This is a genomic window from Curtobacterium sp. Csp1 (assembly GCF_013347185.1).
The window spans coordinates 1,208,904-1,232,072 of record NZ_CP054594.1 but is presented as its reverse complement, the minus strand read 5'-3'; the positions used below and the strand labels follow the sequence as shown (position 1 = coordinate 1,232,072).

Here is a 23,169-nt window from a genome sequence, read left to right as displayed (position 1 = left end):
GTGCTGCCGCCGCTGGCGGTGGTCCTGGTGGGCGTCAGGCTAACGCCTGCGCGGGCGCGGGGCGGGCTGGCACACGGGGCAACGGTGGCTCGACCGGTTCATGAACGCCTCGCGCACGATCGTCGTGCCGCACCGGGGACACGGCTTCCCCTGCTGCCCGTAGACCGCCAGGCGCTGCGAGAAGTACCCGGACTGCCCGTTCACGTTGACGTACTGCGCGTCGAAGCTCGTCCCGCCGTCCTCGAGCGCACGGCCCAGGACGCTCCGGACCTCGGCGAGGAGCCGGTGCAGGTCGGCCCGGGGCAGCCGGTCCGCCGGACGGTCGAAGTGCAGGCGGGCAGCCCACAGCGACTCGTCGGCGTAGATGTTCCCGATGCCGCTCACGACGCCCTGGTCGAGGAGCACCCGCTTGATGCCGCTCGAGCGCTTCCGTGCCGTGGCGACGAACCGGTCGTCGTCGAACGCGGGGTCGAGCGGGTCCCGCGCGATGTGCGACACCTGGTACGGGATCGAGCGGCGCCACGGTGCGTCGGGGTCCCGGGTGTCGACGGCCCCGGCGGACCCGGCCGGCGCTCCGTCCACGGTGGGGACCATCGCGTCGATCGCCATCGACCCGAAGGTCCGCTGGTCGACGAACTCAAGCTGGACCGGGGCCTCGGGGGCGCCGTCGCGGTCGGTGCCGACGGGTTGCACGTCGATGAGGATGCGGCGGTGCTTCGCCGCCGGGCGGTCGCGGCCGAGGAGCACCTGGCCGGACATGCCGAGGTGGGTGACGAGCGCCTCGGGGTGTGTGTCGCCGTCCGGCCCGGGCGCCAGCGGGAACCACATGAACTTGCCGCGACGGACGGCCGCGGCGATGGTCCGCCCGGTCAGGCGCTCCGCGAAGTCCTCGGCGGGGCCGTCGTGCCGGGTCAGCGCCCGGTCGTCGACGACGTCCACGTGCAGGACCCGGGCGCCGCTGACGGCGGGTTCGAGGCCGGCGCGGACGACCTCGACCTCGGGGAGTTCGGGCACGCGGTCAGGCCGCCCGGCCGGACAGCCGCGTCCACGCGTCGAGCGCGGCGGCCATCTCGGCGGTCTTCTTGCTCGAGCCGGAGCCCGTGGAGACGTCCTCGCCCTGCAGCACGACGGTCGCGTGGAACGTCTTGTCGTGGTCGGGGCCCTCCTCGGTCACCCGGTACGACGGGTTGCCGAGGGCCAGGCTGGCGGCGAGCTCCTGCAGGCTCGTCTTCGGGTCCATCGCGGCGCCGAAGCGGTCCGGGTCGACGAGCAGCGGTTCGACCAGGCGGAGCACGAGGTCGGTCGCGTCGTCGGGGCCCGCGGACAGGTACGTCGCGCCGATCACGGCCTCGACGGTGTCCGCCAGGATCGACGCCTTGTCACGGCCGCCGGTCTGCTCCTCGCCCTTGCCGAGGCGCAGGTAGGCGCCGAGCCCGATGTTGCGGGCGATCTCGGCGAGGGCGACCGTCGAGACGAGGCTCGCACGCCGCTTGGCGAGCTCGCCCTCGTCGAGGTCGGGGAAGGACCGGAAGAGCTTCACGGTCACGGCCTGGCCGAGGATGGAGTCCCCCGAGGAACTCGAGGCGTTCGTTGTGCCCGATCCCGCCGTGCTCGTACGCGTACGAGCGGTGGGTCAGGGCGAGCTGGAGCAGCTCGGGGTCGAGGTCGACGCCGAGGATGCCCTGCAGACGAACGACGTCCGGCCCCACGGGGCGGGACCCCGTGGTGCCGGACGTCGCGGTCATGCGTGCTGTCCGATCAGACGTCGGCGACCTTGCGGCCCTTGTACTCCATGTACAGGGGCGTGCCGGCCGAGTCCTCGACGACCTTCGCGCGGTGCGGGAGGCTGTAGGTGACCTGACCGTTCTCGATCGTCTTCACGAGCTGGACCGGCGCGGCCTTCCACTGCGAACGACGGGCGTGCGTGTTGGCACGGGACTGCTTGCGCTTGGGAACGGCCATGGTGGTCCTCTTTCGGTAGGTCGGTGGTCGGTGTGCGAGGAGCGTCAGGCCGTGCGGCCGTCGTCCTCGGGGCTCTGGTTCGGTGTGTCGTCGGCGCCCTGGAAGCCGCTCAGTGCGGCCCAGCGCGGGTCCAGGACCTCGCGAGGGGTGTACCCGTCGAGGTCGGCCAGACGCTCACCCGTCTCCGGGTCGAGTCCTGGGCAGTCCGGTCGGCAGACCGGCTGGAACGGCAGCGACAGCACCACCGCATCTCGAACGACCGGTTCGCAGTCCACGTGGTCGTCGCGAACGAAGAAGTCGAAATCCTCCGAGGCATCATACGCGAACAACTCGGCGAAATCGACCTCGACGGGTTCGCTGATGTCGATGAGGCAGCGCGAGCACTCCCCCGTCGCCTCTGCCGAGGCGTGACCGGAGACGAGGACACCCTCGTGCAGGCCCTCGAGTCGGACGTCCAGGTGGAGCTGCGCCCCCGTGCGGACGGCGATGACGCCCGCACCCATCGCGTCCGGCACCTCGACGTCGAGCGAGTGCTCGCGCATCTCGCCCGGACGGTGCGCGAGGTCACGCACGCGCAGGGCGTAGGGGCTGTTCACGGGGGAAGACACGATCGACGAGCCTAGCGCGAACCGGGCGGAGAGTCGAGGTGGCGGGAGGGCGTGTCAGTCGTCGGTCGCGCCCGTGCGCTGTGCCAGCGCCTCGGCCACGACGGCGGGGACGTACGGCGTGACGTCGCCGCCCAGGGTGGAGACCTGGCGGATGAGGGAGCTCGAGACGTGCGCCCGCGAGGCCTCCGGCAGCAGGAACACCGTCTCGACGTCCGCGAGGTGCCGGTTCATGATCGCCATCGGCGTCTCGTAGGCGACGTCCTCGCCCGAGCGGACGCCCTTCACGAGGACCCCGGCACCGACCTGCCGGCAGTAGTCCACCAGCAGGCCCGACGTCCACTCGCCGACCCGGACGTCCCCCGGCACGCCGACCTCGGCGAGCGAGGCCTCGATGAGCCGCACCCGGTCAGCGGCCTCGAACATGGCGGGCTTCTTGTCGGGGTTGTGCACGACGAGGACGTGCACCTCGTCGAAGAGCCGGGCGGCCCGTCCGATGACGTCGAGGTGCCCGAGGGTCACGGGGTCGAAGGAGCCGGGGACGACGGCGATGTGGGCCATGGCCGCAACGCTACCGAGTCCGGGTGCTCGGGTGCCTCGGAGCGCGTGTGGTCGCGTCCGGCCGCGTGCCGCCGCCTCCGACCGCGTGCTGTCAGTTCTTGCCGAGGAAGGCGGCGTCGGACTCGTCCAGGCGGCGCGCGAGGGCCTCGCGCAGGGCCGGGTGGTCCTGCAGCTGCGGGTCCGGCTCGAGGACCCGCTCGGCTTCCTCGCGCGCGTCGACGATGAGGTCGGCGTGCTCGACCACGCGCAGCAGGTTGAGCGACGACCGGCCGCCGGACTGCCGTTCGCCGAGCACGTCTCCTTCGCGGCGGAGTTCGAGGTCCACCCGGGCGAGTTCGAAGCCGTCGTCCGAGGCCGCCACCGCGTCGACGCGCTCGCGGGAGACCGTCTCGGCCTCGGCGGTGGTGACCAGCAGGCACACGCCCGGGTACTGCCCGCGGCCGATGCGCCCGCGGAGCTGGTGGAGCTGGGACACCCCGAACCGGTCGGCGTCGAGCACGGCCATCATCGAGGCGTTCGGGACGTCGACCCCGACCTCGATGACGGTGGTCGCGACGAGCACGTCGACGTCGCCGGCCGCGAACGAGGTCATCACGCGGTCCTTCTCGTCGGCGGACATCCGACCGTGCAGGACCTCGATCCGGCGGCCCTGGAGCACGGGCATCGCGCGCATCCGCTCGGCCGTCGCGAGCACCGTGGCGGGCGCGCGCTTCGGCGCGTCGTCGCCGTCCGGGTCGGCGTCGCCGTCGTCCTCGCGGTGGGCGTCGTCGATCGCCGGGCAGACCACGAACGCCTGGCGCCCCGCAGCGAGCTCCTCGGCCATCCGGGTCCAGATCCGGGCTTCCCACCCGGGGTGCTCGGCGAGCCCGACGGCGAAGGTCTCGACGCCCGCGCGTCCTGAGGGCAGGCCCGTGATCGTGGAGACGTCGAGGTCGCCGAAGACCGTCATCGCCACCGTTCGTGGGATCGGCGTGGCGGTCAGGACGAGCACGTGCGGCGGGGTCGCGCCCTTCGTGCGGAGTGCTTCGCGCTGCTCGACGCCGAAGCGGTGCTGTTCGTCGACGACGACGAGCCCGAGCTCGGCGAAGTCCACGCGGTCGCCGAGGAGGGCGTGCGTGCCGACGACGAGGCGGGAGCTGCCGGACGCGGCGGCGAGCAGGGCCCGTCGGCGTTCATCGGTGGACTGGGAGCCGGTCAGGATGACGGGACGGAGTTCGGCGGCCAGGTCCGGTCCGAGGAACTTCACGATGGAGCGCAGGTGCTGCGCCGCCAGGACCTCGGTCGGGGCGATGAGCGCCGACTGACCGCCGGACTCGGCGACCGTGAGCATCGCGCGGATCGCCACGAGGGTCTTGCCCGAACCGACCTCACCTTGCACGAGCCGGTGCATCGGCCACTCGCCGGCGAGGTCGCGGTCGATCTCGGCGCCGACGGCACGCTGGTCGTCGGTGAGCGTGAACGGCAGCGTCGCGTCGAAGCGCTCGAGGATGCCGCCCGGAGCTGCACGCCGCGGGGTCGCCGCGGTCGCCCTGGCCGCGATCCGCCGCTGGACGAGCGCGGTCTGCAGCACGAACGCCTCGCGGTGGCGCAGGGCGTCCTGGGCGCGCTTGAAGTCCGCGACCTTCTCCGGCCGGTGGAGCAGCTCGAGTGCCCGGCGGAAGGGCACCAGGCCGAGTCGGTTCCGGACCGGTGCCGGGATCGGGTCGTCGACGTCGGGCAGGGTGTCGAGCACCACACCGATGGCCTTCGCGATCTGCCAGGACGTCAGCGAGGCGGTCGCCGGGTAGATCGGGATGGGCTGGCGGGACCAGCGGATGGCCTCGTCGCTCTCCGGGTCCGCGGTCGCACGGGGGTCGTCCGCGTCGAACAGCTCGTAGTCGGGGTGCGCCAGCTGCCGGGCGCCGCGGTAGTCGCCCACCTTGCCGGCGAACACGCCCCGGGCACCGGGGACGAGGTCCTTCGTCCGCCAGCCCTGGTTGAAGAACGTCAGCGTCAGGAGGCCCTTGCCGTCGCCGATCTTCGCTTCGAGGATCGACCCGCGGCGGGCGCGCATCGTGCGTTCGCGGACGTCGATGACCTCGGCCACGATCGTCACGGACTCGCCGATCGCCAGGGAGTCGAGCGCCGTCAGGGCACCGCGCTCGGCGTAGCGCCGCGGGGCGTGCTCGAGGAACTCCCCCACGGTGCGGTACCCGAACGCCTTCTCGATCGCCGTCGCCGTCCGGCCGCCGAGCACGCCGCTCAGCCGGGCGTCGAGCGGCGCCGGACCCAGGTCGGGCGCCACCGCCGGTGCGGGGCTCGCGGAGGTGACCACGCGACCACGGTACCCGGCACGGCCGACGTGCCCCGATCCTCCCGTCCGGCCTGTGGAGCAGGCGACTGGTCACGCGAGCCTGTGGAGGGACCCGGGGTGGCGCCCGGCGGCCGCTACGGTGGCTGCATGACACGGATCATCGCCGGTGCCGCCGGTTCCACGACGCTCCGCGTGCCGAAGTCCGGGACGCGACCGACGAGCGACCGGGTGCGCGAGGCGCTGTTCTCCTCGTTGGAGGCGCGTGGGCTCGTCGACGACGCGGCGGTGGCCGACCTGTACGCCGGCACGGGCGCGCTCGGGCTCGAGGCGGCGTCCCGCGGCGCGGTCGAGGTGGTCCTGGTGGACCGTGCCTCCGGGGCGGCCGAGGCGTGCCGGGCGAACGCACGGGCCGTGCAGCAGCGGGTCCCCGGGGTGCGCGTCGACGTGCACCCGCAGCCGGCGCTCGGGTTCCTGCGGGCGACGGTGCGGACCTTCGACCTGGTGTTCATCGACCCGCCGTACGACGTCACGGAGCACGAGATCGCCGAGGTGCTCGAGGCGCTCGTGCCGCGGCTGACCCCTGGTGCGGTCGTGGTGGTCGAGCGGAGCAAGCGTTCCCCGGAGCCGACGTGGCCCGCGGGACTGGAGCCCTTCAGCAAGCGGAGCTACGGCGAGACCGTGGCGTGGGAGGCCGTCGCACCGAGCGTGTGACGCGGGGGCCGGTGGTGCTCGCTGGACGGGTGCAGGCGTGTCAGCCCGCGGCGCCGTCCCAGTCCGCGTAGGGGTCCCAGCCGGAGGTCGGCACCGGGACGCCGGCGCGGAGCAGGTCGTGGTCGCCGCGGTCGAGCACGCTGCCGATCCGCCGGAAGCCCCCGGGCAGGTCCGTCCCGGCGGGGAAGGTCGCGAGGAGCCCGTGGTCCTCGCCGCCGTGCAGCGCAGGGCCCTCGGGGACGGCCTCGGCGTCGAACGCCAGCGTGACCCCGCTCGCGCGGGCGAGGCGACCGGCGTCGATCGCGAGGCCGTCGGACAGGTCGAGCATCGCCGTGGCCCCCGCAGCCGCGGCCGCGGGGCCGTCGGCGATCGGTGGGACGGGACGCCGCTGCCGCGCGACGTCCGGGTCGGTGTCGGCACCGCTCGCGAGCGTCGCCGCGCGGGACGGCTCGCCGTCGGCGTCGACGCCGTCACGGAAGAGCCGGGCGAGCCCGCGCGCCGCGGGGCCGAGCTCGCCGGACACGGCGAGGACGTCGCCGGGACGGGCCCCCGAGCGCAGGACCGGTGCGTGTCCGTCGAGGTCGCCGAACGCCGAGACGGACACCGTGAACGTCGCCGACGTCGAGAGGTCGCCGCCGACGACACCGCACCCGGGCGCCAACGCGTCGACGGCCTGCCGGACCCCGTCCGCGAAGGACTCGAGGACCGCCACCGGGGTGTCCTGCGGTGCAGCGAGGGCGATCACGAGCGCCGTGGGGACCGCGCCCATCGCCGCGACGTCGGACAGGTTCGTCGCCGCGGCCTTCCACCCGACGTCGGCCGGCGAGGACCACGCCCACCGGAAGTCCGGACCGTGCACCATCATGTCCGTCGTCACGACGAACCGGCGGTCCGGCGCCGACACCACGGCGCAGTCGTCGCCGGGGCCGACCTCGGGTGACCCGGGCGGGAGCCGTCGGACGATGCGGTCCAGGACGGCCAGCTCACCGACCTCGCCGACGGTCGGTCCGGCCCAGGCCTCGTTCGGTGCGTCCACATCAGAACGGTAGCCTGGACCCCGATGGACACCGTGCGCCGCCCCCTCCGCTGGACCGCGATCGCGGGCGTGGCCGTGGCCCTCGCCGCCGGCCTGACGGGCTGCACGAACGCCGTCTCGATGTCCCCGGCGCCCTCTGCCGACGCGGCCGCGTGCGCCGCCGTGCAGGTCCGGCTGCCGAGCACCGTCGACACGAAGTACGCGATGCGGAACACGAACGCGCAGTCGACCGCCGCGTGGGGCGACCCCGAGGCGGCGATCTACCACTGCGGCGTCGCGGTGCCGACCGTGTCCGACCTGCCGTGCTTCAGCCAGGGCGGGGTCGACTGGATCCGCGACGACCGGGGCGCGCAGATCGTGTTCACCACGTTCGGCCGCACGCCCGCGGTGCAGGTCGTCATCGACACGAAGCTGACCACCTCACAGGTGGTGCAGGACCTCTCCGACGCGGTGTCGACGCTGCCGAAGGACGGACGCGAGTGCCTCGACCCGTCGCAGGTGCAGGGCTGACGCACGGCCGCCAGTCGCCCCGAGTCTCGGGCTGACCGACACGACTCGGTCGCGCCACGCCGCGACTCGTCGCTGCACGCGAGTCTCGGGCTGACGCACGACCCGTCGCGCGTCAGCGGACGGCGGCGCGCCCCAGCTCGATGAGCTCCGTCACGAGTTCGCCGTACGACACGCCCGACGCCGCCCAGCACCGCGGGTACATCGACAGCGGCGTGAACCCGGGCATGGTGTTGACCTCGTTCACCACGAAGCCGTCGTCGGTCAGGAAGCAGTCGACGCGGGCGAGTCCCGCGCCGCCGATCGCCTCGAACGCACGAGCACCGATCGACCGGATCTCGTCGGTCTCGGCCTCGGTGAGCGGCGCCGGGCAGAGCAGCGCCTCGTCCCCGCCGAGGTACTTCGAGGCGAAGTCGTAGAAGCCGTCCTCGGCGACGACGATCTCGCCGGGCAGGCTCGTTCGCGGCACACCGTCGCGGCCCTCGAGCACGGCGACCTCGACCTCGCGACCGACGACCCGCGGCTCGACGATGACCTTCGAGTCGTGCTCGAACGCCAGGTCCATCGCGGCACCGAGCTGCGACGGCTCGTCGACCCGCGAGACGCCCATGCTGGAACCGGCGCGCGCGGGCTTCACGAACAGCGGCCAACCGTGCGCGGCGACGGTCTCGGCGACGTCCACCGGGTCGGCGGCCCACTCGCGGCGGAGCACCGTGTTCCACGGCGCGACGCGGAGCCCGGCGTGCTCGAGCACGGCCTTGGCGGTGTGCTTGTCCATCGCCAGGGCGCTCGCGAGCACGCCGTCGCCGACGTACGGCAGCCCGGCGATCTCGAGGAGGCCCTGGATCGTGCCGTCCTCGCCGAAGGGGCCGTGCAGGATCGGGAACACCACGTCGACGGCGATCGTCTCGACCGAGCCGTCCGGGTGCGACACGACGAGCTCGTTCGTCGCGGGGGACGTCGGGAACGCCACGCGGGTGCCGTTGTCGGGCACCGTCGGCAGCACGCCGTCCCGGAGCGCCCACTGCGCGGGGTCGTCGGCCTGCAGCGTGAACGCACCCTCGGCGGTGATGCCGATCGGCACGACGTGGTAGGACGACCGGTCGACGACGTCCATGATCCCACCGGCGGTCACGCAGCTGATCTCGTGCTCACTGGAGCGCCCGCCGAAGAGCACGGCGACGGTCGTGGTCGCGGGAGCGATCGTGGGCATGGCAGTCCCCTTGCTGGTCGGGACCGGACCGGTCACTCGCCCTGGGGTTCGTCGGTCTCGGTGAGGTGCGGCGCGATGTTGCGCGGGTCGAGCCTACCGGCGAGGACCTCGGCCACCTGCCCGACGATGGGCATGTCGACGCCGTTCGCCGCCGCGAGTTCGAGGATCGGAGCGACCGACGCCAGCCCCTCGGCGGTCTGGTCCATCTGCCGCACGACCTCGTCGAAGCGGTACCCCTGCCCGAGCAGTCGCCCGGCGGTGTTGTTCCGCGAGAGCGGCGACTGGCACGTGGCGATGAGGTCCCCGAGCCCGGCGAGCCCGGACAGCGTGGAGGGCTGCGCCCCGAGGGACACCGCGAAGTCGGTCATCTCGGCGAGCCCGCGGGTGATGATCGACGCCTTCGTGTTCTCGCCGTAGCCGACGCCGTCCACGATGCCGATCGCCACGGCGATCAGGTTCTTCAGCACGCCGCCGAACTCGGTCCCGATCACGTCGGTGTTCGTGAACGACCGGAAGTACGGGTTCGTGGCGACCGCGGCGACCGCGGTGGCGGTGTCGATCGAGGTCGACGACACGACGGCCGCGGTCGGCTGCCGACGGGCGATCTCGAGCGCGAGGTTCGGGCCGCTCGCGACGGCGATCCGGTCGCGGTCGATGCCGAGTCCCTCGTGCAGGACCTCGCTCATCCGCAGCCCGGTGGCCTTCTCGACGCCCTTCATCAGGCTGACGACGGGGACGCCCTCGGGCAGCAGCGGCGCGATCGCGGCCAGGTTCGAGCGCAGGGACTGCGACGGGACCGAGACGTACACCTGCTCGGCGCCGTCGAGCACGGCCGACAGCGAGGTCGACGCCGTCAGGGTCCGGGGCAGGTTGATGCCGGGCAGGTAGTCGGAGTTGCGCTTCGTCTCGGTGATCTCGCGGGCGACCTCGGGCCGGCGCGCCCAGACGACGGTGTCGGCACCGCCCTCGGCGAGCACCTTGGCGAACGTGGTCCCCCAGCTGCCGGCACCGATCACGGCGACGCGCGGCTTGTCGGTCGACTGCATCACCACGCGGATGGCGGCGGTGTCGACCGCGCCGGGTGCGGCGACCGCGGGGTCCGGGTGGTCCTCGTGCGGGCGGAGGCCCGTGCCGTGGTCACTCAAACTTGCCGGTCTCCTTCTGGTTGTTCGCGGACGGGTCCCAGCGGGTGGCGGGAGCCGTCTCGCCGCGCAGTTCCTCGAGCAGCTCGGTGATGCGCTGCATGACGATCGCGGTGGCCTCGAGCAGCATCTGCTGGTCGATCGGTCGGCCGCGGTACGCCGACAGGTCGACCTCGTCGCCGACGATCACGTCGACGCGGGTCGGCGGGAACAGCTTCAGCTTCTTGCCGTACCGCGCCATGATCCCCTGCGTGCCCCAGTGGGCCATCGGGATGAGCGGCACGTCGTTCTCGAGCGCGATCCGCACCGCGCCGGTCTTGCCGCGCATCGGCCACAGGTCGGGGTCGCGGGTCAGCGTCCCTTCGGGGTAGACGATGATCGCGCCGCCCTGCTCGATGACCGACCTGCCGCCGCCGAGCGGGTCGCTCAGCCGCGTACGTCCGGAGCGCTCGACCGGGATCTGGCCCATCCCCGACATGAGCTTGCCGAAGACGGGGACCTTGAAGAGGGACGCCTTCGCGAGGAACCGCGGGGCGCGCCGGGACAGCCACACGGCCGTGCCCACCACGAGCGGGTCGATGTTCGTGAAGTGGTTCGGGGCGAGCACGAACGCGCCGCCCTCCGGCAGCCGCTTCGACCCGTGCCAGTGGTACCGCGCCGAGAACCGGAAGACCGGGATCACGACGGAGGCGGTGATGCGGAACGCGGTGTTCAGTTCACCGCGTCGCCACCGGCGCCCGGGCGTGGGCAGACCCGTCGTGACGTCCGTGGCGGACGTGCGCCGTGCCTCCAGGCCGTCGCCGGCGCCGTCTGCCGGGCCGCGACCGGCCGCGTCAGCAGCCACGCGCCTAGCCCGCGAAGTCGAAGTCGGCGCCGAGCTTGCGCAGCTTCGGGATGAAGTGCTCGTAGCCCCGGCTGATGATGCCGACGTTGGTGATGTGCGACTCGCCCTCGGCGGTGAGCGCCGCGATGAGGTGGCTGAAGCCGCCGCGCAGGTCGGGGACGCGGACGTTCGCGGCGTGCAGCGGCGTCGGCCCGGTGATGACGGCGGCCTGCTCGAACGGGCGGCGGGCGACGCGACGGTCGTGGCCGGGCAGCCCCTCCTTGTGGACGACGATGTCGGCGCCCATCTCGTTCAGGGCGTCGGTGAAGCCGAAGCGGTTCTCGTAGACGGTCTCGTGCACGATGCTCGTGCCCTCGGCCTGGGTCAGCGCCACGACGAGCGGCTGCTGCCAGTCGGTCATGAAGCCGGGGTGCACGTCGGTCTCGACGACGACCGGGCGCAGGACCTCGCGCTCGCGGTAGAAGCGGATCCCGTCCTCCTGGACGTCGAACCCGCCGCCGACCTTGCGGAAGACGTTGAGGAACGTCATGAGGTCCTGCTGGTCCGCGCCCTCGACGAAGATGTCGCCGTTCGTGGCGAGCGCGGCCGAGGCCCAACTGGCGGCCTCGTTGCGGTCGTTGATCGCGCGGTGCGTGTAGCCGCGGAGCGACTCGACGCCCTCGATGAAGATCGTGCGGGACGGCTCGACCGTGACGATCGCGCCCATCTTCTGCAGGATCGCGATGAGGTCCATGATCTCGGGCTCGATCGCGGCGTTGCGGAGCTCGGTCACGCCCTCGGCGAGGACCGAGGACAGCAGGACCTGCTCGGTCGCGCCGACGCTCGGGTACGGCAGCTCGATCTTCGCGCCGCGGAGGCCGTCCGGTGCGGTCAGGTGGATGCCGTTGACTTGCTTGTCGACGACGGCGCCCATCGCGCGGAGGGCGTCGAGGTGGAAGTCGATCGGCCGGTCACCGATGCGGCAGCCGCCGAGGTCGGGGATGAACGCCTCGCCGAGCTTGTGCAGCAGCGGGCCGCAGAACAGGATCGGGATGCGGCTCGACCCGGCGTGCGCGTCGATCTCGGCGAAGTGCGCCGACTCGACGTTCGACGGGTCGAGGATGAGCTCGCCTCGTGCAGGATCCGTGATGCGCACACCGTGCACCTCGAGCAGGCCGCGGACGACCTTGACGTCGGAGATGTCCGGGACGTCCTTGAGGATCGACGGGGTGTCACCGAGCAGGGACGCCACCATCGCCTTGGTCGCGAGGTTCTTCGCGCCGCGGACCTCGATGCGTCCCACGAGCGGCTTGCCGCCCCGGATGACGATCTCGTCCGACTTCAGGCCGACGCGGGCCCCTGCTGCTGCTGCGTCCTGTACGAGGGAGTTCACTACTTCACCGGCAATGTCTTCGGCCGCCATCTGGAGCGGCGGGATTCGAACTCCGTGATCGAGGACTCGTCACGGAGGGTGAGCCCGATGTCGTCGAGCCCTTCCATCAACCGCCAACGAGTGTAAGCGTCGATCTCGAAGGGCACGTCCACCGCGCCGAGCGACACGCGCTGCGCGACGAGGTCGACGGTCGCCTCGATCCCCGGGTTCGCCGCGATCTCGGCCCAGAGCCGCTCGACTTCCGGTTCGGTCACGATCGCGGTGACCAGGCCCTGCTTGCCCGCGTTGCCCTTGAAGATGTCCGCGAAACGGGGTGAGACGACGACGCGGAACCCGAAGTCGCGGAGCGCCCAGACGGCGTGCTCGCGCGAGGAACCGGTGCCGAAGTCCGGCCCGGCGACGAGCACCTGCGCGCCCTGGAACACGGGCTGGTTGAGCACGAACTCGGGGTCCTGGCGCCACCCGGCGAACAGGGCGTCCTCGAAGCCGGTCTTCGTGACGCGCTTGAGGTACACCGCGGGGATGATCTGGTCGGTGTCGACGTTCGAGCGCTGCAGCGGGGCGGCGATCCCCGTGACGGTGGTGATCTTGTCCATCAGTTGGCCCCTTCGGTGCTGTTCACGACGTCGTTCAGTTCGTCGTCGGTGGCGAGGTCCCACGGGCTGGAGAGCGTGCCGCGGACGGCGGTCGCGGCCGCGACGAGCGGCGACACCAGGTGGGTGCGCCCGCCCTTGCCCTGGCGGCCCTCGAAGTTCCGGTTCGAGGTGCTCGCGCAGCGCTCCCCCGGTGCGAGCTGGTCGGGGTTCATGCCGAGGCACATCGAGCAGCCGGCGAACCGCCACTCGGCGCCGAAGTCCGTGAAGACCTGGTCGAGCCCCTCCGCCTCGGCCTCGAGCCGGACCCGGGCGGACCCCGGCACGACCATCACGCGGACACCGGGCGCCTTCGACCGGCCCTTGATGATCGACGCGAAGGCCCGGAGGTCCTCGATGCGGGAGTTCGTGCAGGAGCCCATGAACACCGCGTCGACCGCGATGTCCTTCATCGGCGTGCCGGCCTGCAGGTCCATGTACTCGAGGGCGCGCGAAGCCGCGGCCTGGTCGTTCGGATCCTGGAAGTCAGCAGGCGAAGGAACCGACTCGGACAGGGAGACGCCCTGGCCGGGGTTCGTGCCCCAGGTGACGAACGGCTCGAGGGCGTCGGCGTCGATGAACACCTCGGCGTCGAACACGGCGTCGTCGTCGGTCGCGAGCGTGTCCCAGTACGCGACGGCGTCGTCCCAGTCCTGGCCGGTCGGCGCGTGGTCGCGGCCCTGCACGTAGTCGTAGGTGGTCTGGTCGGGGGCGACCATGCCGGCGCGGGCACCGGCCTCGATCGACATGTTGCAGATCGTCATGCGGCCCTCCATCGAGAGCGCCCGGATCGCGGAGCCGCGGTACTCGAGCACGTAGCCCTGCCCGCCGCCGGTGCCGATCTCCGCGATGACCGCCAGGATGATGTCCTTCGCCGTGACCCCGGGGCGCAGCGTGCCCTCGACCGTGATCGCCATCGTCTTGAAGGGCTTCAGCGGCAGGGTCTGCGTGGCGAGGACGTGCTCGACCTCGGACGTGCCGATGCCGAACGCCATCGCGCCGAACGCGCCGTGGGTGCTCGTGTGCGAGTCGCCGCACACGACCGTGATACCCGGCATGGTCAGGCCGAGCTGCGGACCGACCACGTGGACGATCCCCTGCTCCTTGTCGCCCAGCGAGTGCAGGCGCACACCGAACTCCGCGCAGTTGCGGCGCAGGGTCTCGATCTGCGTGCGGCTGGTGGGGTCCGCGATGGGCCGGTCGATCGCGAGGGTCGGGGTGTTGTGGTCCTCGGTCGCGATCGTGAGGTCGAGGCGGCGCACCGGGCGTCCGGCCTGGCGCAGGCCGTCGAACGCCTGCGGGCTCGTCACCTCGTGCACGAGGTGGAGGTCGATGTAGAGGAGGTCCGGCTTGCCGTCCTCGCCCGTGACCACGACGTGGTCGTCCCACACCTTCTCGGCGAGCGTCTTTCCCATCGGCTCGACCCTTCCTCGTTGACGTCGATGCGCCGCGTGCGCGGCTCGGTCCAGCAAGACTAGCAGGTTGGTATACCAACGCGCGTGCGCAGGGCGGGACTGGAGGCACGGGGCGGGGCCGCCACGATCCTCCCCGTCCGGTGGTGGGTCGCGTTGCGCGCCGGGGCGGGCCGAGCACCCGCGGTCCCGGACGACACCTGTCGCGGTGGGATGATGGGGAGGACATGACGACACCTGCGCACTCGACCCGGACCACCAACCTCGAGGGCGCAGCCCGCGCCGCGATCGCCGGCGGCGCCCCGCTCGCCCTGCTCATCGCGCTCGGGATGCCCGGGTACGCGGCGTTCGCGATGTTCGCCGGGTTCACCGCGATCTTCGGCGCGACCGAGCCGTACCGACAGCGGATGGTGACCACCGGGGTGGCCGGGCTGCTGCAGGCCGCGTGCATGGCTGCGGGCATCGCGGTGTCGATGTCCGGCGCACCGCTGTGGTTGCAGGGCACCGGGCTCATCGTGGTGCTCGTCGTCGCGGTGTGCACCCTCAGCACGCTGCAGACGATCCCGGCCCAGCCGATCTTCCCGGTGTTCGCGTTCTGCGTGTCGGCCCTCGTCCCGGTGCGGCCGGCGGACCTGCCGCTCGTCGCGACGATCATCGTCGGCTCGGTCGTGTGGGCGTGGCTCGTGGCGATGTCCGGGGCGGTCATCCGGCTCGTGCTGCACCCGCGCGCACCGCACGTGTTCCGTCCGATCGCGCCGCACAAGCACCGGTCGTTCGCGGTCCTGCGGACGCCGGCACTGTGGGAGACCGTCGGGCTGAACGTCGTCGGGGCGCTCGTCGCGGGGGCCGTCGCCGAGTCGGTCCCGGCCCTCGGGCACCCGTACTGGGCGGTCGTCGCCGTGGTGTCGACCCTGCCCGCGATCCGGCAGCGGCACACCGTCCGGCGCGCGTTCCAGCGCGTCGTCGGCACGATCGGCGGGACCGTGGTCGCCGTCGGGATCCTGCTCCTGGAGCCCTCGGCGTGGTGGATCGTCGTGATCGCGGTCGTCGGGCAGTTCTTCGCCGAGATCTTCGTCGCGCGGCACTACGCCGTGACGCTGCTGTTCCTCACGCCGCTCGCGCTCGCGGTGTCGTGGCTGAGCCTGCCCGAGGCGCCGGAGCTCCTCGCACTCGACCGGATCGCGCAGACGACGCTCGGCGCCGTGGTGAGCGTGGCGCTCCTCGTGGTCGGGCGGCTGATCGAGCGTCGGCGGGGCCGGGCGCTCGGCGCGACGGGCGCGATCCGCACGGTCTGAGCCGCGGGGCGGGTGGTCTGCTCGGCCGATCCGCGCGTCGGAGGCTGTTCCGCGCGAAGGAGGACGACCTGCGCATGGAAGGCCGTTCGTTCCGGCTGTCCACGCGCGGATCGTCCTCCGATCGCACGTGCGATGGGACGTTCCGCCCCCGGGATCAGTCGCGCGGTGCGATGTTCCAGGAGTCGATCACCGGGCGGCCGTGCTCGTAGCCGAGCGAGCTCACCGTGGCCGTGCCGAGCTTCAGCACGGCACCGTCCTGCGGCGCGAGGCGGATCCAGGCGGCACCGAGGGCGCGCAGGACGTGCCCGTGGGCGACCACGATCGCGTCGTCCCCCTCGGCGAGGACCGGGCGCACCCGGTTCAGCACGCGCTCGACGCGGACGCGGACCTCGGCGGCGTTCTCCCCCGGGGTGTCGCCCGCGGGGACGCCGTCGGTCCAGAGGTCCCAGGGTCCGTGCCGCTTGACCTTGATCTGCGGGGTGGTCAAGCCCTCGTACGCGCCGTAGTCCCACTCGTACAGGTCCTCGTCGAGCTCCGGGTCGACACCGACGAGCCGCGCGGTCTCGCGGGCGCGTTCGAGCGGGCTCGACAGCGCGCGCGCGAACGTCCGGTCCGCCAGGTAGCGTCCGGCGCGCTTCGCCTGCTCGATGCCGTTCTCGGTGAGCGGGATGTCGGTGCGGCCGGTGTGCTGACCGCTCTTCGACCACTCCGTCTCTCCGTGGCGGACGAGGACGAGTTCGCCGGGGCGTTCCGAGGTCATGTGTTCCTTCCGAGGTACAGGCCGAGCGCAGCCGCGCCGACCGAGACGACGAGCATCCCGAGGCCGTTGAGCACGGCGGGCCCGGGCTTCCCGGACCGGAACAGCTGCACGGTCTCGACACTCGCCGTCGAGAACGTCGTGTACCCGCCCATCATGCCCGTCCCGAGGACCGCGACCAGCGGCAGGCCGAGCGTGCCCGCCTCGCCGAGCCCGGTCACGACCCCGAGCACGAGCGATCCGGTGACGTTGATGAGCATCGTGCCGACCGGGAACCACCCCAGCGTGGCCCGTGCCACCCGCGCCTTCACGGTGCCGTCGAGTGCGAAGCGGAGCGCGGAGCCCAGGCCGCCGCCGAGCGAGACGACGAGGAGTTCGAGGGGGCTCACCGGGCGTCCTCCGTCCGGGCGCGGCGCGAGCGGCGGGCCCCGGCGAGCCACGCACCCGCGGCCGCGGCCACCACCCCGAGCGCGACCGACAGCAGCGCGTACCCGGTGCCCGCGCCCCACCGGCCGACGTCGAGGAGCTTCGCGGTGTCGTCGGCGAGCGTCGAGTACGTCGTGAAGCCGCCGAGGACACCCGTGCCGACGAACAGGCGGACGGTGCGGCGCGCACCGACGTCGGGGCCGCGGTGCGCGAGCGACTCGAGCAGCGCGCCCAGGCAGAGCGCCCCGACGACGTTGATCGCGAGGATCGTCCAGCTCAGGCCGTCGACCGCGGGCAGGGCCGCGGCGAGCGCCGCACGGGCACCGGTGCCGATCGCGCCGCCGAGGGCGACGAGCACGAGGTACGGCCAGCGGCGGTGCGGGGGGCGGTCGGTCGCGGTCGTCATGGGTCTCCTGTCACCGAGCACGCGGCATCGCACGCGTGCACTCATCTCGGAACAGGGACCGTTGGCGGCTCAGCCGCGGTTGGGTCCGGCAGGCCCCACTGCCGGGTCTGACGACATCCCGACGATACCGCTTCCGTCCCGGACCGCGGCGACGCCCTCGACCTCGACGAGCTGGTCGTCGTAGCCCAGGACAGTGACACCCATCAGGGTGCTCGGTACGTCGTGGTCGCCCATCGCCGCACGGACCACCTGCCACGCGGCGACGAGGTCCTCCTGCCGCGAGGACGCCACGAGCACCCGCGTGTGGAGCAGGTCGCCGAGCCCCGCTCCGGCCGCGGCGAGCGCCGTCTCGAGGTTGGCCATGCACCGGGCGGCCTGCCCGCGGTGGTCCCCGACCGCCACGGTCCGACCCTGCTCGTCGAGCGGGCACGCCCCGGCCGCGAACACCAGGCGGGCGTCGGCGGGTGCGGTCGCCGCACACGCGTACTCGGCGACGTCACTGAGTCGGTCGGATCGGACGAGCTGGACGACACCGGTCATGGCCCCAGCCTGGCAGAGCCGCGCCGGGCCGGCGCGACGGCACGACCCGGCGCAGCACGGCGCGGCCCGGCGCCGCCCGCGCTCAGCGCCCGATCGGGTTCGGCATCCGCCCCGCTCGGATGAGCGACTCCGTCTGCGCGGACAGGTCCACCATTTGCAGGGTGTTCCGCAGCTGGAGCCGGTTCAGGCACGAGTGCTCGAAGTCCGGCGCCCGCAGGTCGAGCGGTCGCGCACGGCCCACGACGGCGTCGTCCACGCACGCGCCGACCAACCGCCAGAACGTCGCACCGGACAGGACCCCGTCCTCGTCGAGGATCGCGGCGAGGTACCGGAGCACCCCGTCGAACACGTCGGTGAACACGCCGAGGGCCGCCTCGGCGTCGTCGACCGGGTGCACGATCCGCTCGGTGCCGACCGGGACGGCGACGTCGCCGACGACCACCACCTCTTCTCCGATGTCCTTCATGAACACCCGGGAGACCACGCCGTCGCGCAGCACGAGCACGAGGTTCTCGCCGTGCGGCATGAAGAGCAGCTGGTGCTCGGTGAGGCAGTGAACGACGGGTCGGAGGTACGCGTCGAGGTACCGGCGCACCCAGTCCGCGGCGTCGAGGCCCGACTGTGCGACGAGGGCAGCGGCCACCGATCGACCGCGCGCGTCCCGGTGCAGCAGGGCGGCCATGGTGATCGGCCGCTCCCCCGGTCCCAGCCGCGGCACGGGGCTCTCCCGCCAGAGCGCGGCGAGCATCTTCCGCTGTGGTGACGCCACGTCGACGCGGTGGTGCGCGTCCCCGGTGTACCCGATGGCGGCGTGCTCGCGGAGCACGCCGAAGCCGGCGTCGGCGAGCACGGGGTCGGCGTCGACGAGTCCGGCGACCCAGTCGTTCACGGCGGGGGTCGTCCGCATGTACAAGGGGGACATGCCGCGGAGGAACCCCATGTTCTGCACGGCGAGCGCCGTCTTGACGTACGAGCGCGCGGGACGGCTCCGGTTGAACGCCGTGCGGATCGACTGCTGTGGCTGGTGCTCGTCGGGTCCCTCGCCGAGGTCGACGAGGTCCTGCCGACCGAGGTCGGGCGCGAAGGTCACGGCGATCCGGTGCTGCCACTGCCACGGGTGCACCGGGAACCAGGTGTACCCGTCGGGGTCGAGGCCACGGCGCTCGAGCATCGCGCGGAAGCCTGCGACGGTCGCCGTGTCGAGCTCGGCGGCCCAGTGGTCGTGCTCGGTGCGGTCCGCGGCGAGCGCCAGGTGCGTGTGCTCCCGCCGTGCGGCGAGCCACCGGTAGCGGAAGCGGGCGCCCGCCTCCGGGGCGTGGGCGTGGTACTCGTCGAGCCCGAACCCGATCCGCCCGTTCGCGGCGACGAAGGCCGGATGCCCCTCGGTCATCGCGGCCTCGGCGTCCTGGAACGACGCGACGACGTCGCCGACCGACGTGACCGACGAGCCCGCGAGAAGACCGCCCCCACCCGACCGCCCCCGCGCCAGCTGCGCCGCTGACGGCCCGCCTCGCCGGTGCTTCGCCGCCGCGCTCGCCAGCGTCGACGCGATCTCGTCCAGGTAGGTCCCGAGCATCGTGTCCGGGATCCCGAGCGCGTGCCGCAGGTCGAGCACGAGCTCCTGCGCACTGAGCGGCGTGGGGACGCCGTCGCGGGTCCGGGTCAGCGAGTCCTCGTCGAGCACCCAGTGTTCGAGCGTGTGCACCCGCGCCCGGAACCGGTAGGTCGAGTCCCCCGCGTCGAGCACCCACCCGTCGCCGTCCGCACGCGGGGCGATCAACCGCTCGTGCGTGAACTCGGCGATCGCCTTCGCGACGAGGTGCCGTTCCGCGGGCTCCAGGTGCTCCGGCCGCAGGTGCGCCGCCGGCCCGCCGTCGTCCGGCACCCCGATGCGCGCGGTGTCGAGCACCGAGAGGAGCGCCCGCTTGCCGTCGACGTCCACCACACGGAGCGCTCGGAACCCGACCTCGGCGTTCTTCTGCTGCACGGCCGTGTTCCGCACGTCCGGCTCGACGACGACACGGCGCGCGCCGAGCACGTCGCGGCAGTGCTCGACGACCGCTCGCATCACCGCGCTCGTCAGGCCGTGCACCCGTCCCTCGGCGGGCGGCGGTGCGACGAGCAGGTGCATGCCGACGTCGCCCGGCTCGGCGTCCCACACGTCGGTGAGCAGCACGACGGCCGGGTCGTACGTCTCGGCGTAGGCGATCGGCGCGCCGTCGCGGCGGAGCAGCCACCCCGCCTGCGCCGGGTCGTCGCGCACCGCCGTCAGGTACGGCCGGACCGCGTCCACGTCGCGGTCCGCCATCCCCCACCAGGACGACGCGGGCTCCGCCAGCCAGGACCCCAGCAGGGCGGCATCCCGTCCCGGGTCCACGGGTTCGACGGACAGGAGGCTCGTGGCTGCGCGCGCCAGGTCGCGCTCGGCCGTGCGGGCGCTCATGCGCGCACCCCCGCGGCCTCCGGGAGGCGCGTGGTGGCGGCGCTCGCCGCCACCGGCGACGCTCCGGGAGCCGGCCGCCCGCCGGGCAGGCCGAACTCCTGGAAGGCGATCCGATCCTCCAGGCCGTACACGGCGCGCCCCGTGACGGACCGGATGATCGACGCGTTCCGCCACGCGCCCATCCCGAGGTCGGGCGCGGTCAGGCCGTGCGTGTGCTCCTCGGCGTTCTGCACCCAGATGCGGCCGCCCAGGGTGTCGACGTGCAGGTCGCGGGCGACCGCGAACCGGCCGCGCTCGTCGCGGGCGACGAGGTGCTCGACAGGGGCGAGGAAGTCGGGCGTGCGGGGGCGGTACCCGGTCGCGAGGACGAGCCGGGCGACCTCGTGCGTCGCCTCGGTGCCGAGCTGCGCGTGCCGGAGCGTCAGAAGGAAGCGGTCGCGGCCGGGCAGCCACTCGGCCGCGACCACGCTCGTGTCCGTGCGGAGCGTCGTGGGGACGGGTCCGCGGGCGCTGATCCGGTAGAGCGTGTCGTAGATCGTGTCGACGAGGTCGGCGCTGATCCCCTTGTACAGCCCGCGCTGCTCGCGACCGAGGCGGTCGCGCACGGCGGGTGGCAGCGCGTGGAAGTGGTCGGTGTACTCCGGGCTCGTCATCTCGAGGGTGAGCTTGGTGTCCTCCATCGGGAAGAACCGGGGCGAGCGGGTGATCCAGTCGAGGCGGTACCCACCGTCGCGGATGCCCTCGAGCAGGTCGCGGTAGACCTCGGCGGCGGACTGCCCGCTGCCGACGACGGCGATCGAGTCGGCGCGGCGCAGGTCCTCGCGGGCGGGCAGGTACCCGGCGGAGTGCACGACGGGGCCGTCCAGGTCGCGGAGGGCCTCGGGGACGGCCGGCTCGGTGCCGATGCCCGTGACGACGTGGCGGGCACGGTAGGTCTCGGGCCCGGTCGGGGTCTCGGCGTGCACCGTGAACAGGTCGGTCTCGGGGTCGTGCTCGACGGCGACGACGCGACGGCCCCAGCGGAGGGTGTCGAGCTGGTCGGCGGCCCACCGGCAGTAGGCGTCGTACTCGCTGCGCAGCGGGTGGAAGTCCTCGCGGATGTAGAACGGGTAGAGCCGTCCTGTCTGCTTCAGCCAGGCGAGGAACGAGTACGGCGAGGTCGGGTCGGCCATCGTCACGAGGTCGGCGAGGAACGGCACCTGGATCGTGGCGTCGTCGAGCATCATGCCGTGGTGCCAGGCGAAGCCGTCGGCCTGGTCGAGGAACACGGCGTCGAGGTCGGCGACCGGGTCCGTCAGGCAGGCGAGGCCGAGGTTGAAGGGGCCGATGCCGACGCCGACGAGGTCGTGGACGGTGCCCGTGGTCGTGGTCGTGGTCGGGGTCGGGGTCATCGGTTGGCTCCCGTCGGCTCGGTGGGGCGGGTGTGGCTCGTCGTCGTCGCGGTGCGCTCGCAGTGCAGGCGCTCGCTGTGCAGGCGCTCCGCGGTCGCGACCACGTGGTCGAGCGCCGCGACGACCTGCTCGGCGCTCGTCCCGGGGTCGAGCAGCGTGAGCTTGTTGCACGGCCGACCGTCGACCACGGTCTTCGCGACGAGCACCCGCCCCTCGGCGAGCAGTGCGGCGCGCAGGGGTGCGACGAGGACGTCCGCATCGGCGTCGACGACCCCGTCCGGCTGCCAGCGGAACAGCACCGTGCTCAGCTGGGTCGGCGCGACGAGCACCAGGTCCGGGTGCGCACCCACGTGCTCGTGCACCTGCTCGGTCACGTCGAGCACGGTGTCGAACGCACGGCCGATCGCGGTCGCACCGCTCGCCCGCAGCGTCGCCCAGAGCTTGAGCGCGTCGAAGCGCCGGGTCGTCTGGAGCGACTTGTCGACCTGGTTCGGTTCGTCGGCGTCCTCGGGGTTCAGGTAGTCGGCGTGCCAGGCCGCACGGCCCAGGTCGGCCGGGTCCCGCACGAGCAGCGCGCTCGAGGACACCGGCTGGAAGAACGACTTGTGGAAGTCCGCGGTGACGCTCCGCGCCCGTTCGATCCCGTCGAGCAGGTGCCGGCGCGTCGGGGACACGAGCAGTCCGCACCCGTACGCGGCGTCGACGTGCAGCCAGACGTCCTCGAGGTCGCACACGTCCGCGATCGGCTCGAGCGGGTCGATGCACCCACGGTCGGTCGTCCCGGCGGTGGCGACGACGGCCATCGGCGTGCGGCCCTCGCGGCGGGCGTCCGCGACGGCGTGGGCCAGGGCGTCGGGGCGCATGCGGCCGGCGGCGTCGGCCGCGACGTCGACGACGGCGTGCTCGGGGAGCCCGAGGACCATCGCCGACTTGCGGACGCTGAAGTGGCTCGACGCGGTGGCGAACACGACCAGGTCGTCGAGCGCCGGACGGCGACCGGCCCGGCCCGTCCGGCTCGTGGCGGCCTGCCGTGCGAGCAGCAGGGCGTGCAGGTTCGACTGGGTCCCGCCGGAGGTGAAGATCCCGTCCCCGTCCGCGAAGCCGATCGTCCCGGCGGCCCAGCGGACCACGCGCCGTTCGATGTCGGTGCCGATGCGCGACTGGTCCCAGGTGTCGACCGAGGGGTTCACGGCCGCGAGCACCGTCTCCGCGGCGACGGCGGGCACCGCCACCGGGCAGTTCAGGTGCGCGAGGGAGCCGGGGTGGTGGAACCAGACCGCCTCGGCGCAGAAGAGCGTGTCGACCTCCGCGACGGCGGCCTCGGCGGTCCCGAGCGGGCGGTCGAGGTCGATCGCGGCGACCCGGTCCCGGAGCACGGCGGCCGGGGTGTCGGTGGTCGGCGCGGTGACCGACGCGAAGCGGTCCGCGGTCCGGTCGACGGCGGTGTGGACGACGGCCCGGTAGCGGTCGGCCCGGGCGGTGTCGAGGATCTCGAGCTGTGGTTCGGAGCTGTTCACGTTAGGGAAGGCTATCCTTACTTCCAGCGGTCGGGTACCCGCGGACGGGGGAAGAACGGTCGTTCTGGTGGGACTGTCCCCCGGAACAGGCGACACACCCGCCG

The 23,169-nt window shown here is 72.9% G+C and carries 22 protein-coding genes and 1 pseudogene; 3 read left to right on the top strand and 20 right to left on the bottom strand.

The features are described from left to right. Positions 1-39: 39 nt before the first annotated feature. From mutM to HUN58_RS06050, 6 genes and pseudogenes are all read right to left on the bottom strand, one after another. Positions 40-1,014: a bifunctional DNA-formamidopyrimidine glycosylase/DNA-(apurinic or apyrimidinic site) lyase gene (gene mutM / locus HUN58_RS06075; protein WP_114850086.1), complete on the bottom strand. Its 975-nt coding sequence runs from the start codon at positions 1,012-1,014 to the stop codon at positions 40-42. A 4-nt stretch (positions 1,015-1,018) separates the two neighbouring features. Further along, positions 1,019-1,745 (bottom strand): annotated as a pseudogene (gene rnc / locus HUN58_RS06070) (ribonuclease III). 13 nt (positions 1,746-1,758) lie between these two features. Further along, a complete protein-coding gene (rpmF, locus tag HUN58_RS06065) occupies positions 1,759-1,962 on the bottom strand; it encodes a 50S ribosomal protein L32 (protein ID WP_056126067.1) in 204 nt (67 codons plus the stop codon). Between the two features lie 44 nt (positions 1,963-2,006). Beyond that, positions 2,007-2,570 (bottom strand): DUF177 domain-containing protein, encoded by a 564-nt coding sequence (locus HUN58_RS06060; RefSeq protein ID WP_306669567.1) that lies wholly within the window; start codon positions 2,568-2,570, stop codon positions 2,007-2,009. Between the two features lie 54 nt (positions 2,571-2,624). Beyond that, positions 2,625-3,128 (bottom strand): pantetheine-phosphate adenylyltransferase, encoded by a 504-nt coding sequence (gene coaD / locus HUN58_RS06055; RefSeq protein ID WP_114850089.1) that lies wholly within the window; start codon positions 3,126-3,128, stop codon positions 2,625-2,627. 91 nt (positions 3,129-3,219) lie between these two features. Next, on the bottom strand, positions 3,220-5,442 hold the full coding sequence (locus HUN58_RS06050; protein WP_180225444.1) for an ATP-dependent DNA helicase RecG: 2,223 nt from the start codon (positions 5,440-5,442) through the stop codon (positions 3,220-3,222). A 126-nt stretch (positions 5,443-5,568) separates the two neighbouring features. Here HUN58_RS06050 and HUN58_RS06045 point away from each other — a divergent pair, with 126 nt between their 5' ends. Next, positions 5,569-6,132 (top strand): RsmD family RNA methyltransferase, encoded by a 564-nt coding sequence (locus HUN58_RS06045; RefSeq protein ID WP_114850091.1) that lies wholly within the window; start codon positions 5,569-5,571, stop codon positions 6,130-6,132. Between the two features lie 40 nt (positions 6,133-6,172). Here the strand turns inward: HUN58_RS06045 and thiL are convergent, their stop codons facing one another. Next, the gene (thiL, locus tag HUN58_RS06040) at positions 6,173-7,168 is read right to left on the bottom strand and encodes a thiamine-phosphate kinase (RefSeq protein WP_180225445.1); all 996 of its coding nucleotides are present in this window, start codon (positions 7,166-7,168) and stop codon (positions 6,173-6,175) included. 24 nt (positions 7,169-7,192) lie between these two features. Between thiL and HUN58_RS06035 the strand changes: the two genes are divergently transcribed. Further along, positions 7,193-7,678 (top strand): DUF3515 family protein, encoded by a 486-nt coding sequence (locus HUN58_RS06035; protein WP_058742014.1) that lies wholly within the window; start codon positions 7,193-7,195, stop codon positions 7,676-7,678. A 112-nt stretch (positions 7,679-7,790) separates the two neighbouring features. Here HUN58_RS06035 and HUN58_RS06030 read toward each other — a convergent pair whose 3' ends face one another. The 6 genes from HUN58_RS06030 to leuC all read right to left on the bottom strand — a co-directional run bounded on the left by HUN58_RS06030 (position 7,791) and on the right by leuC (position 14,293). After that, positions 7,791-8,888, bottom strand: a complete 1,098-nt coding sequence (locus HUN58_RS06030) for a D-alanine--D-alanine ligase family protein (protein WP_180225446.1) — start codon at positions 8,886-8,888, stop codon at positions 7,791-7,793. Between the two features lie 32 nt (positions 8,889-8,920). Then, a complete protein-coding gene (locus HUN58_RS06025; protein WP_058742053.1) occupies positions 8,921-9,934 on the bottom strand; it encodes an NAD(P)H-dependent glycerol-3-phosphate dehydrogenase in 1,014 nt (337 codons plus the stop codon). Between the two features lie 91 nt (positions 9,935-10,025). Next, entirely contained in the window at positions 10,026-10,874 is an 849-nt protein-coding gene (locus HUN58_RS06020; protein ID WP_241490183.1) for a 1-acyl-sn-glycerol-3-phosphate acyltransferase, read from the bottom strand. A 4-nt stretch (positions 10,875-10,878) separates the two neighbouring features. Continuing rightward, positions 10,879-12,246, bottom strand: coding sequence for a UDP-N-acetylglucosamine 1-carboxyvinyltransferase (murA, locus tag HUN58_RS06015; RefSeq protein WP_058742013.1), 1,368 nt, complete (start codon positions 12,244-12,246; stop codon positions 10,879-10,881). Further along, on the bottom strand, positions 12,246-12,842 hold the full coding sequence (gene leuD, locus HUN58_RS06010; protein WP_114850093.1) for a 3-isopropylmalate dehydratase small subunit: 597 nt from the start codon (positions 12,840-12,842) through the stop codon (positions 12,246-12,248). Before leuD ends, murA begins: the two co-directional genes overlap by 1 nt. Beyond that, positions 12,842-14,293, bottom strand: a complete 1,452-nt coding sequence (gene leuC / locus HUN58_RS06005) for a 3-isopropylmalate dehydratase large subunit (protein ID WP_180225447.1) — start codon at positions 14,291-14,293, stop codon at positions 12,842-12,844. The genes leuD and leuC overlap by 1 nt, the downstream gene beginning before the upstream one ends. A gap of 224 nt (positions 14,294-14,517) precedes the next feature. Between leuC and HUN58_RS06000 the strand changes: the two genes are divergently transcribed. Next, positions 14,518-15,585 (top strand): FUSC family protein, encoded by a 1,068-nt coding sequence (locus HUN58_RS06000; RefSeq protein WP_180225448.1) that lies wholly within the window; start codon positions 14,518-14,520, stop codon positions 15,583-15,585. A 154-nt stretch (positions 15,586-15,739) separates the two neighbouring features. Here the strand turns inward: HUN58_RS06000 and HUN58_RS05995 are convergent, their stop codons facing one another. The 7 genes from HUN58_RS05995 to HUN58_RS05965 all read right to left on the bottom strand — a co-directional run bounded on the left by HUN58_RS05995 (position 15,740) and on the right by HUN58_RS05965 (position 23,065). Further along, complete coding sequence (locus HUN58_RS05995; RefSeq protein WP_180225449.1) at positions 15,740-16,345, bottom strand: histidine phosphatase family protein; 606 nt, start codon at positions 16,343-16,345, stop codon at positions 15,740-15,742. Next, complete coding sequence (locus HUN58_RS05990; protein WP_180225450.1) at positions 16,342-16,731, bottom strand: CrcB family protein; 390 nt, start codon at positions 16,729-16,731, stop codon at positions 16,342-16,344. Before HUN58_RS05990 ends, HUN58_RS05995 begins: the two co-directional genes overlap by 4 nt. Beyond that, positions 16,728-17,174, bottom strand: coding sequence for a CrcB family protein (locus tag HUN58_RS05985; RefSeq protein WP_180225451.1), 447 nt, complete (start codon positions 17,172-17,174; stop codon positions 16,728-16,730). The genes HUN58_RS05990 and HUN58_RS05985 overlap by 4 nt, the downstream gene beginning before the upstream one ends. Before the next feature lie 69 nt (positions 17,175-17,243). Further along, positions 17,244-17,714 carry a RidA family protein gene (locus HUN58_RS05980; RefSeq protein ID WP_180225452.1) on the bottom strand — a complete coding sequence of 157 codons (471 nt, stop codon included), beginning with the start codon at positions 17,712-17,714 and terminating at the stop codon, positions 17,244-17,246. An 82-nt stretch (positions 17,715-17,796) separates the two neighbouring features. Then, a complete protein-coding gene (locus HUN58_RS05975; protein ID WP_180225453.1) occupies positions 17,797-20,157 on the bottom strand; it encodes a GNAT family N-acetyltransferase in 2,361 nt (786 codons plus the stop codon). Further along, a complete protein-coding gene (locus tag HUN58_RS05970) occupies positions 20,154-21,548 on the bottom strand; it encodes a lysine N(6)-hydroxylase/L-ornithine N(5)-oxygenase family protein (RefSeq protein ID WP_180225454.1) in 1,395 nt (464 codons plus the stop codon). Before HUN58_RS05970 ends, HUN58_RS05975 begins: the two co-directional genes overlap by 4 nt. Beyond that, positions 21,545-23,065: a pyridoxal-dependent decarboxylase gene (locus tag HUN58_RS05965; RefSeq protein ID WP_254631628.1), complete on the bottom strand. Its 1,521-nt coding sequence runs from the start codon at positions 23,063-23,065 to the stop codon at positions 21,545-21,547. The genes HUN58_RS05970 and HUN58_RS05965 overlap by 4 nt, the downstream gene beginning before the upstream one ends. Positions 23,066-23,169 lie beyond the last annotated feature (104 nt).

What these genes read in the sequence shown, in the direction of transcription:
- rpmF (WP_056126067.1), bottom strand. Translation starts at nt 1,962, where the DNA reads ATGGCCGTTCCCAAGCGCAAGCAGTCCCGTGCCAACACGCACGCCCGT.
- coaD (WP_114850089.1), bottom strand. Translation starts at nt 3,128, where the DNA reads ATGGCCCACATCGCCGTCGTCCCCGGCTCCTTCGACCCCGTGACCCTC.
- HUN58_RS06045 (WP_114850091.1), top strand. Translation starts at nt 5,569, where the DNA reads ATGACACGGATCATCGCCGGTGCCGCCGGTTCCACGACGCTCCGCGTG.
- HUN58_RS06035 (WP_058742014.1), top strand. Translation starts at nt 7,193, where the DNA reads ATGGACACCGTGCGCCGCCCCCTCCGCTGGACCGCGATCGCGGGCGTG.
- HUN58_RS06030 (WP_180225446.1), bottom strand. Translation starts at nt 8,888, where the DNA reads ATGCCCACGATCGCTCCCGCGACCACGACCGTCGCCGTGCTCTTCGGC.
- HUN58_RS06025 (WP_058742053.1), bottom strand. Translation starts at nt 9,934, where the DNA reads ATGCAGTCGACCGACAAGCCGCGCGTCGCCGTGATCGGTGCCGGCAGC.
- leuD (WP_114850093.1), bottom strand. Translation starts at nt 12,842, where the DNA reads ATGGACAAGATCACCACCGTCACGGGGATCGCCGCCCCGCTGCAGCGC.
- leuC (WP_180225447.1), bottom strand. Translation starts at nt 14,293, where the DNA reads ATGGGAAAGACGCTCGCCGAGAAGGTGTGGGACGACCACGTCGTGGTC.
- HUN58_RS06000 (WP_180225448.1), top strand. Translation starts at nt 14,518, where the DNA reads ATGACGACACCTGCGCACTCGACCCGGACCACCAACCTCGAGGGCGCA.
- HUN58_RS05995 (WP_180225449.1), bottom strand. Translation starts at nt 16,345, where the DNA reads ATGACCTCGGAACGCCCCGGCGAACTCGTCCTCGTCCGCCACGGAGAG.
- HUN58_RS05985 (WP_180225451.1), bottom strand. Translation starts at nt 17,174, where the DNA reads ATGACGACCGCGACCGACCGCCCCCCGCACCGCCGCTGGCCGTACCTC.
- HUN58_RS05980 (WP_180225452.1), bottom strand. Translation starts at nt 17,714, where the DNA reads ATGACCGGTGTCGTCCAGCTCGTCCGATCCGACCGACTCAGTGACGTC.
- HUN58_RS05975 (WP_180225453.1), bottom strand. Translation starts at nt 20,157, where the DNA reads ATGAGCGCCCGCACGGCCGAGCGCGACCTGGCGCGCGCAGCCACGAGC.
- HUN58_RS05970 (WP_180225454.1), bottom strand. Translation starts at nt 21,548, where the DNA reads ATGACCCCGACCCCGACCACGACCACGACCACGGGCACCGTCCACGAC.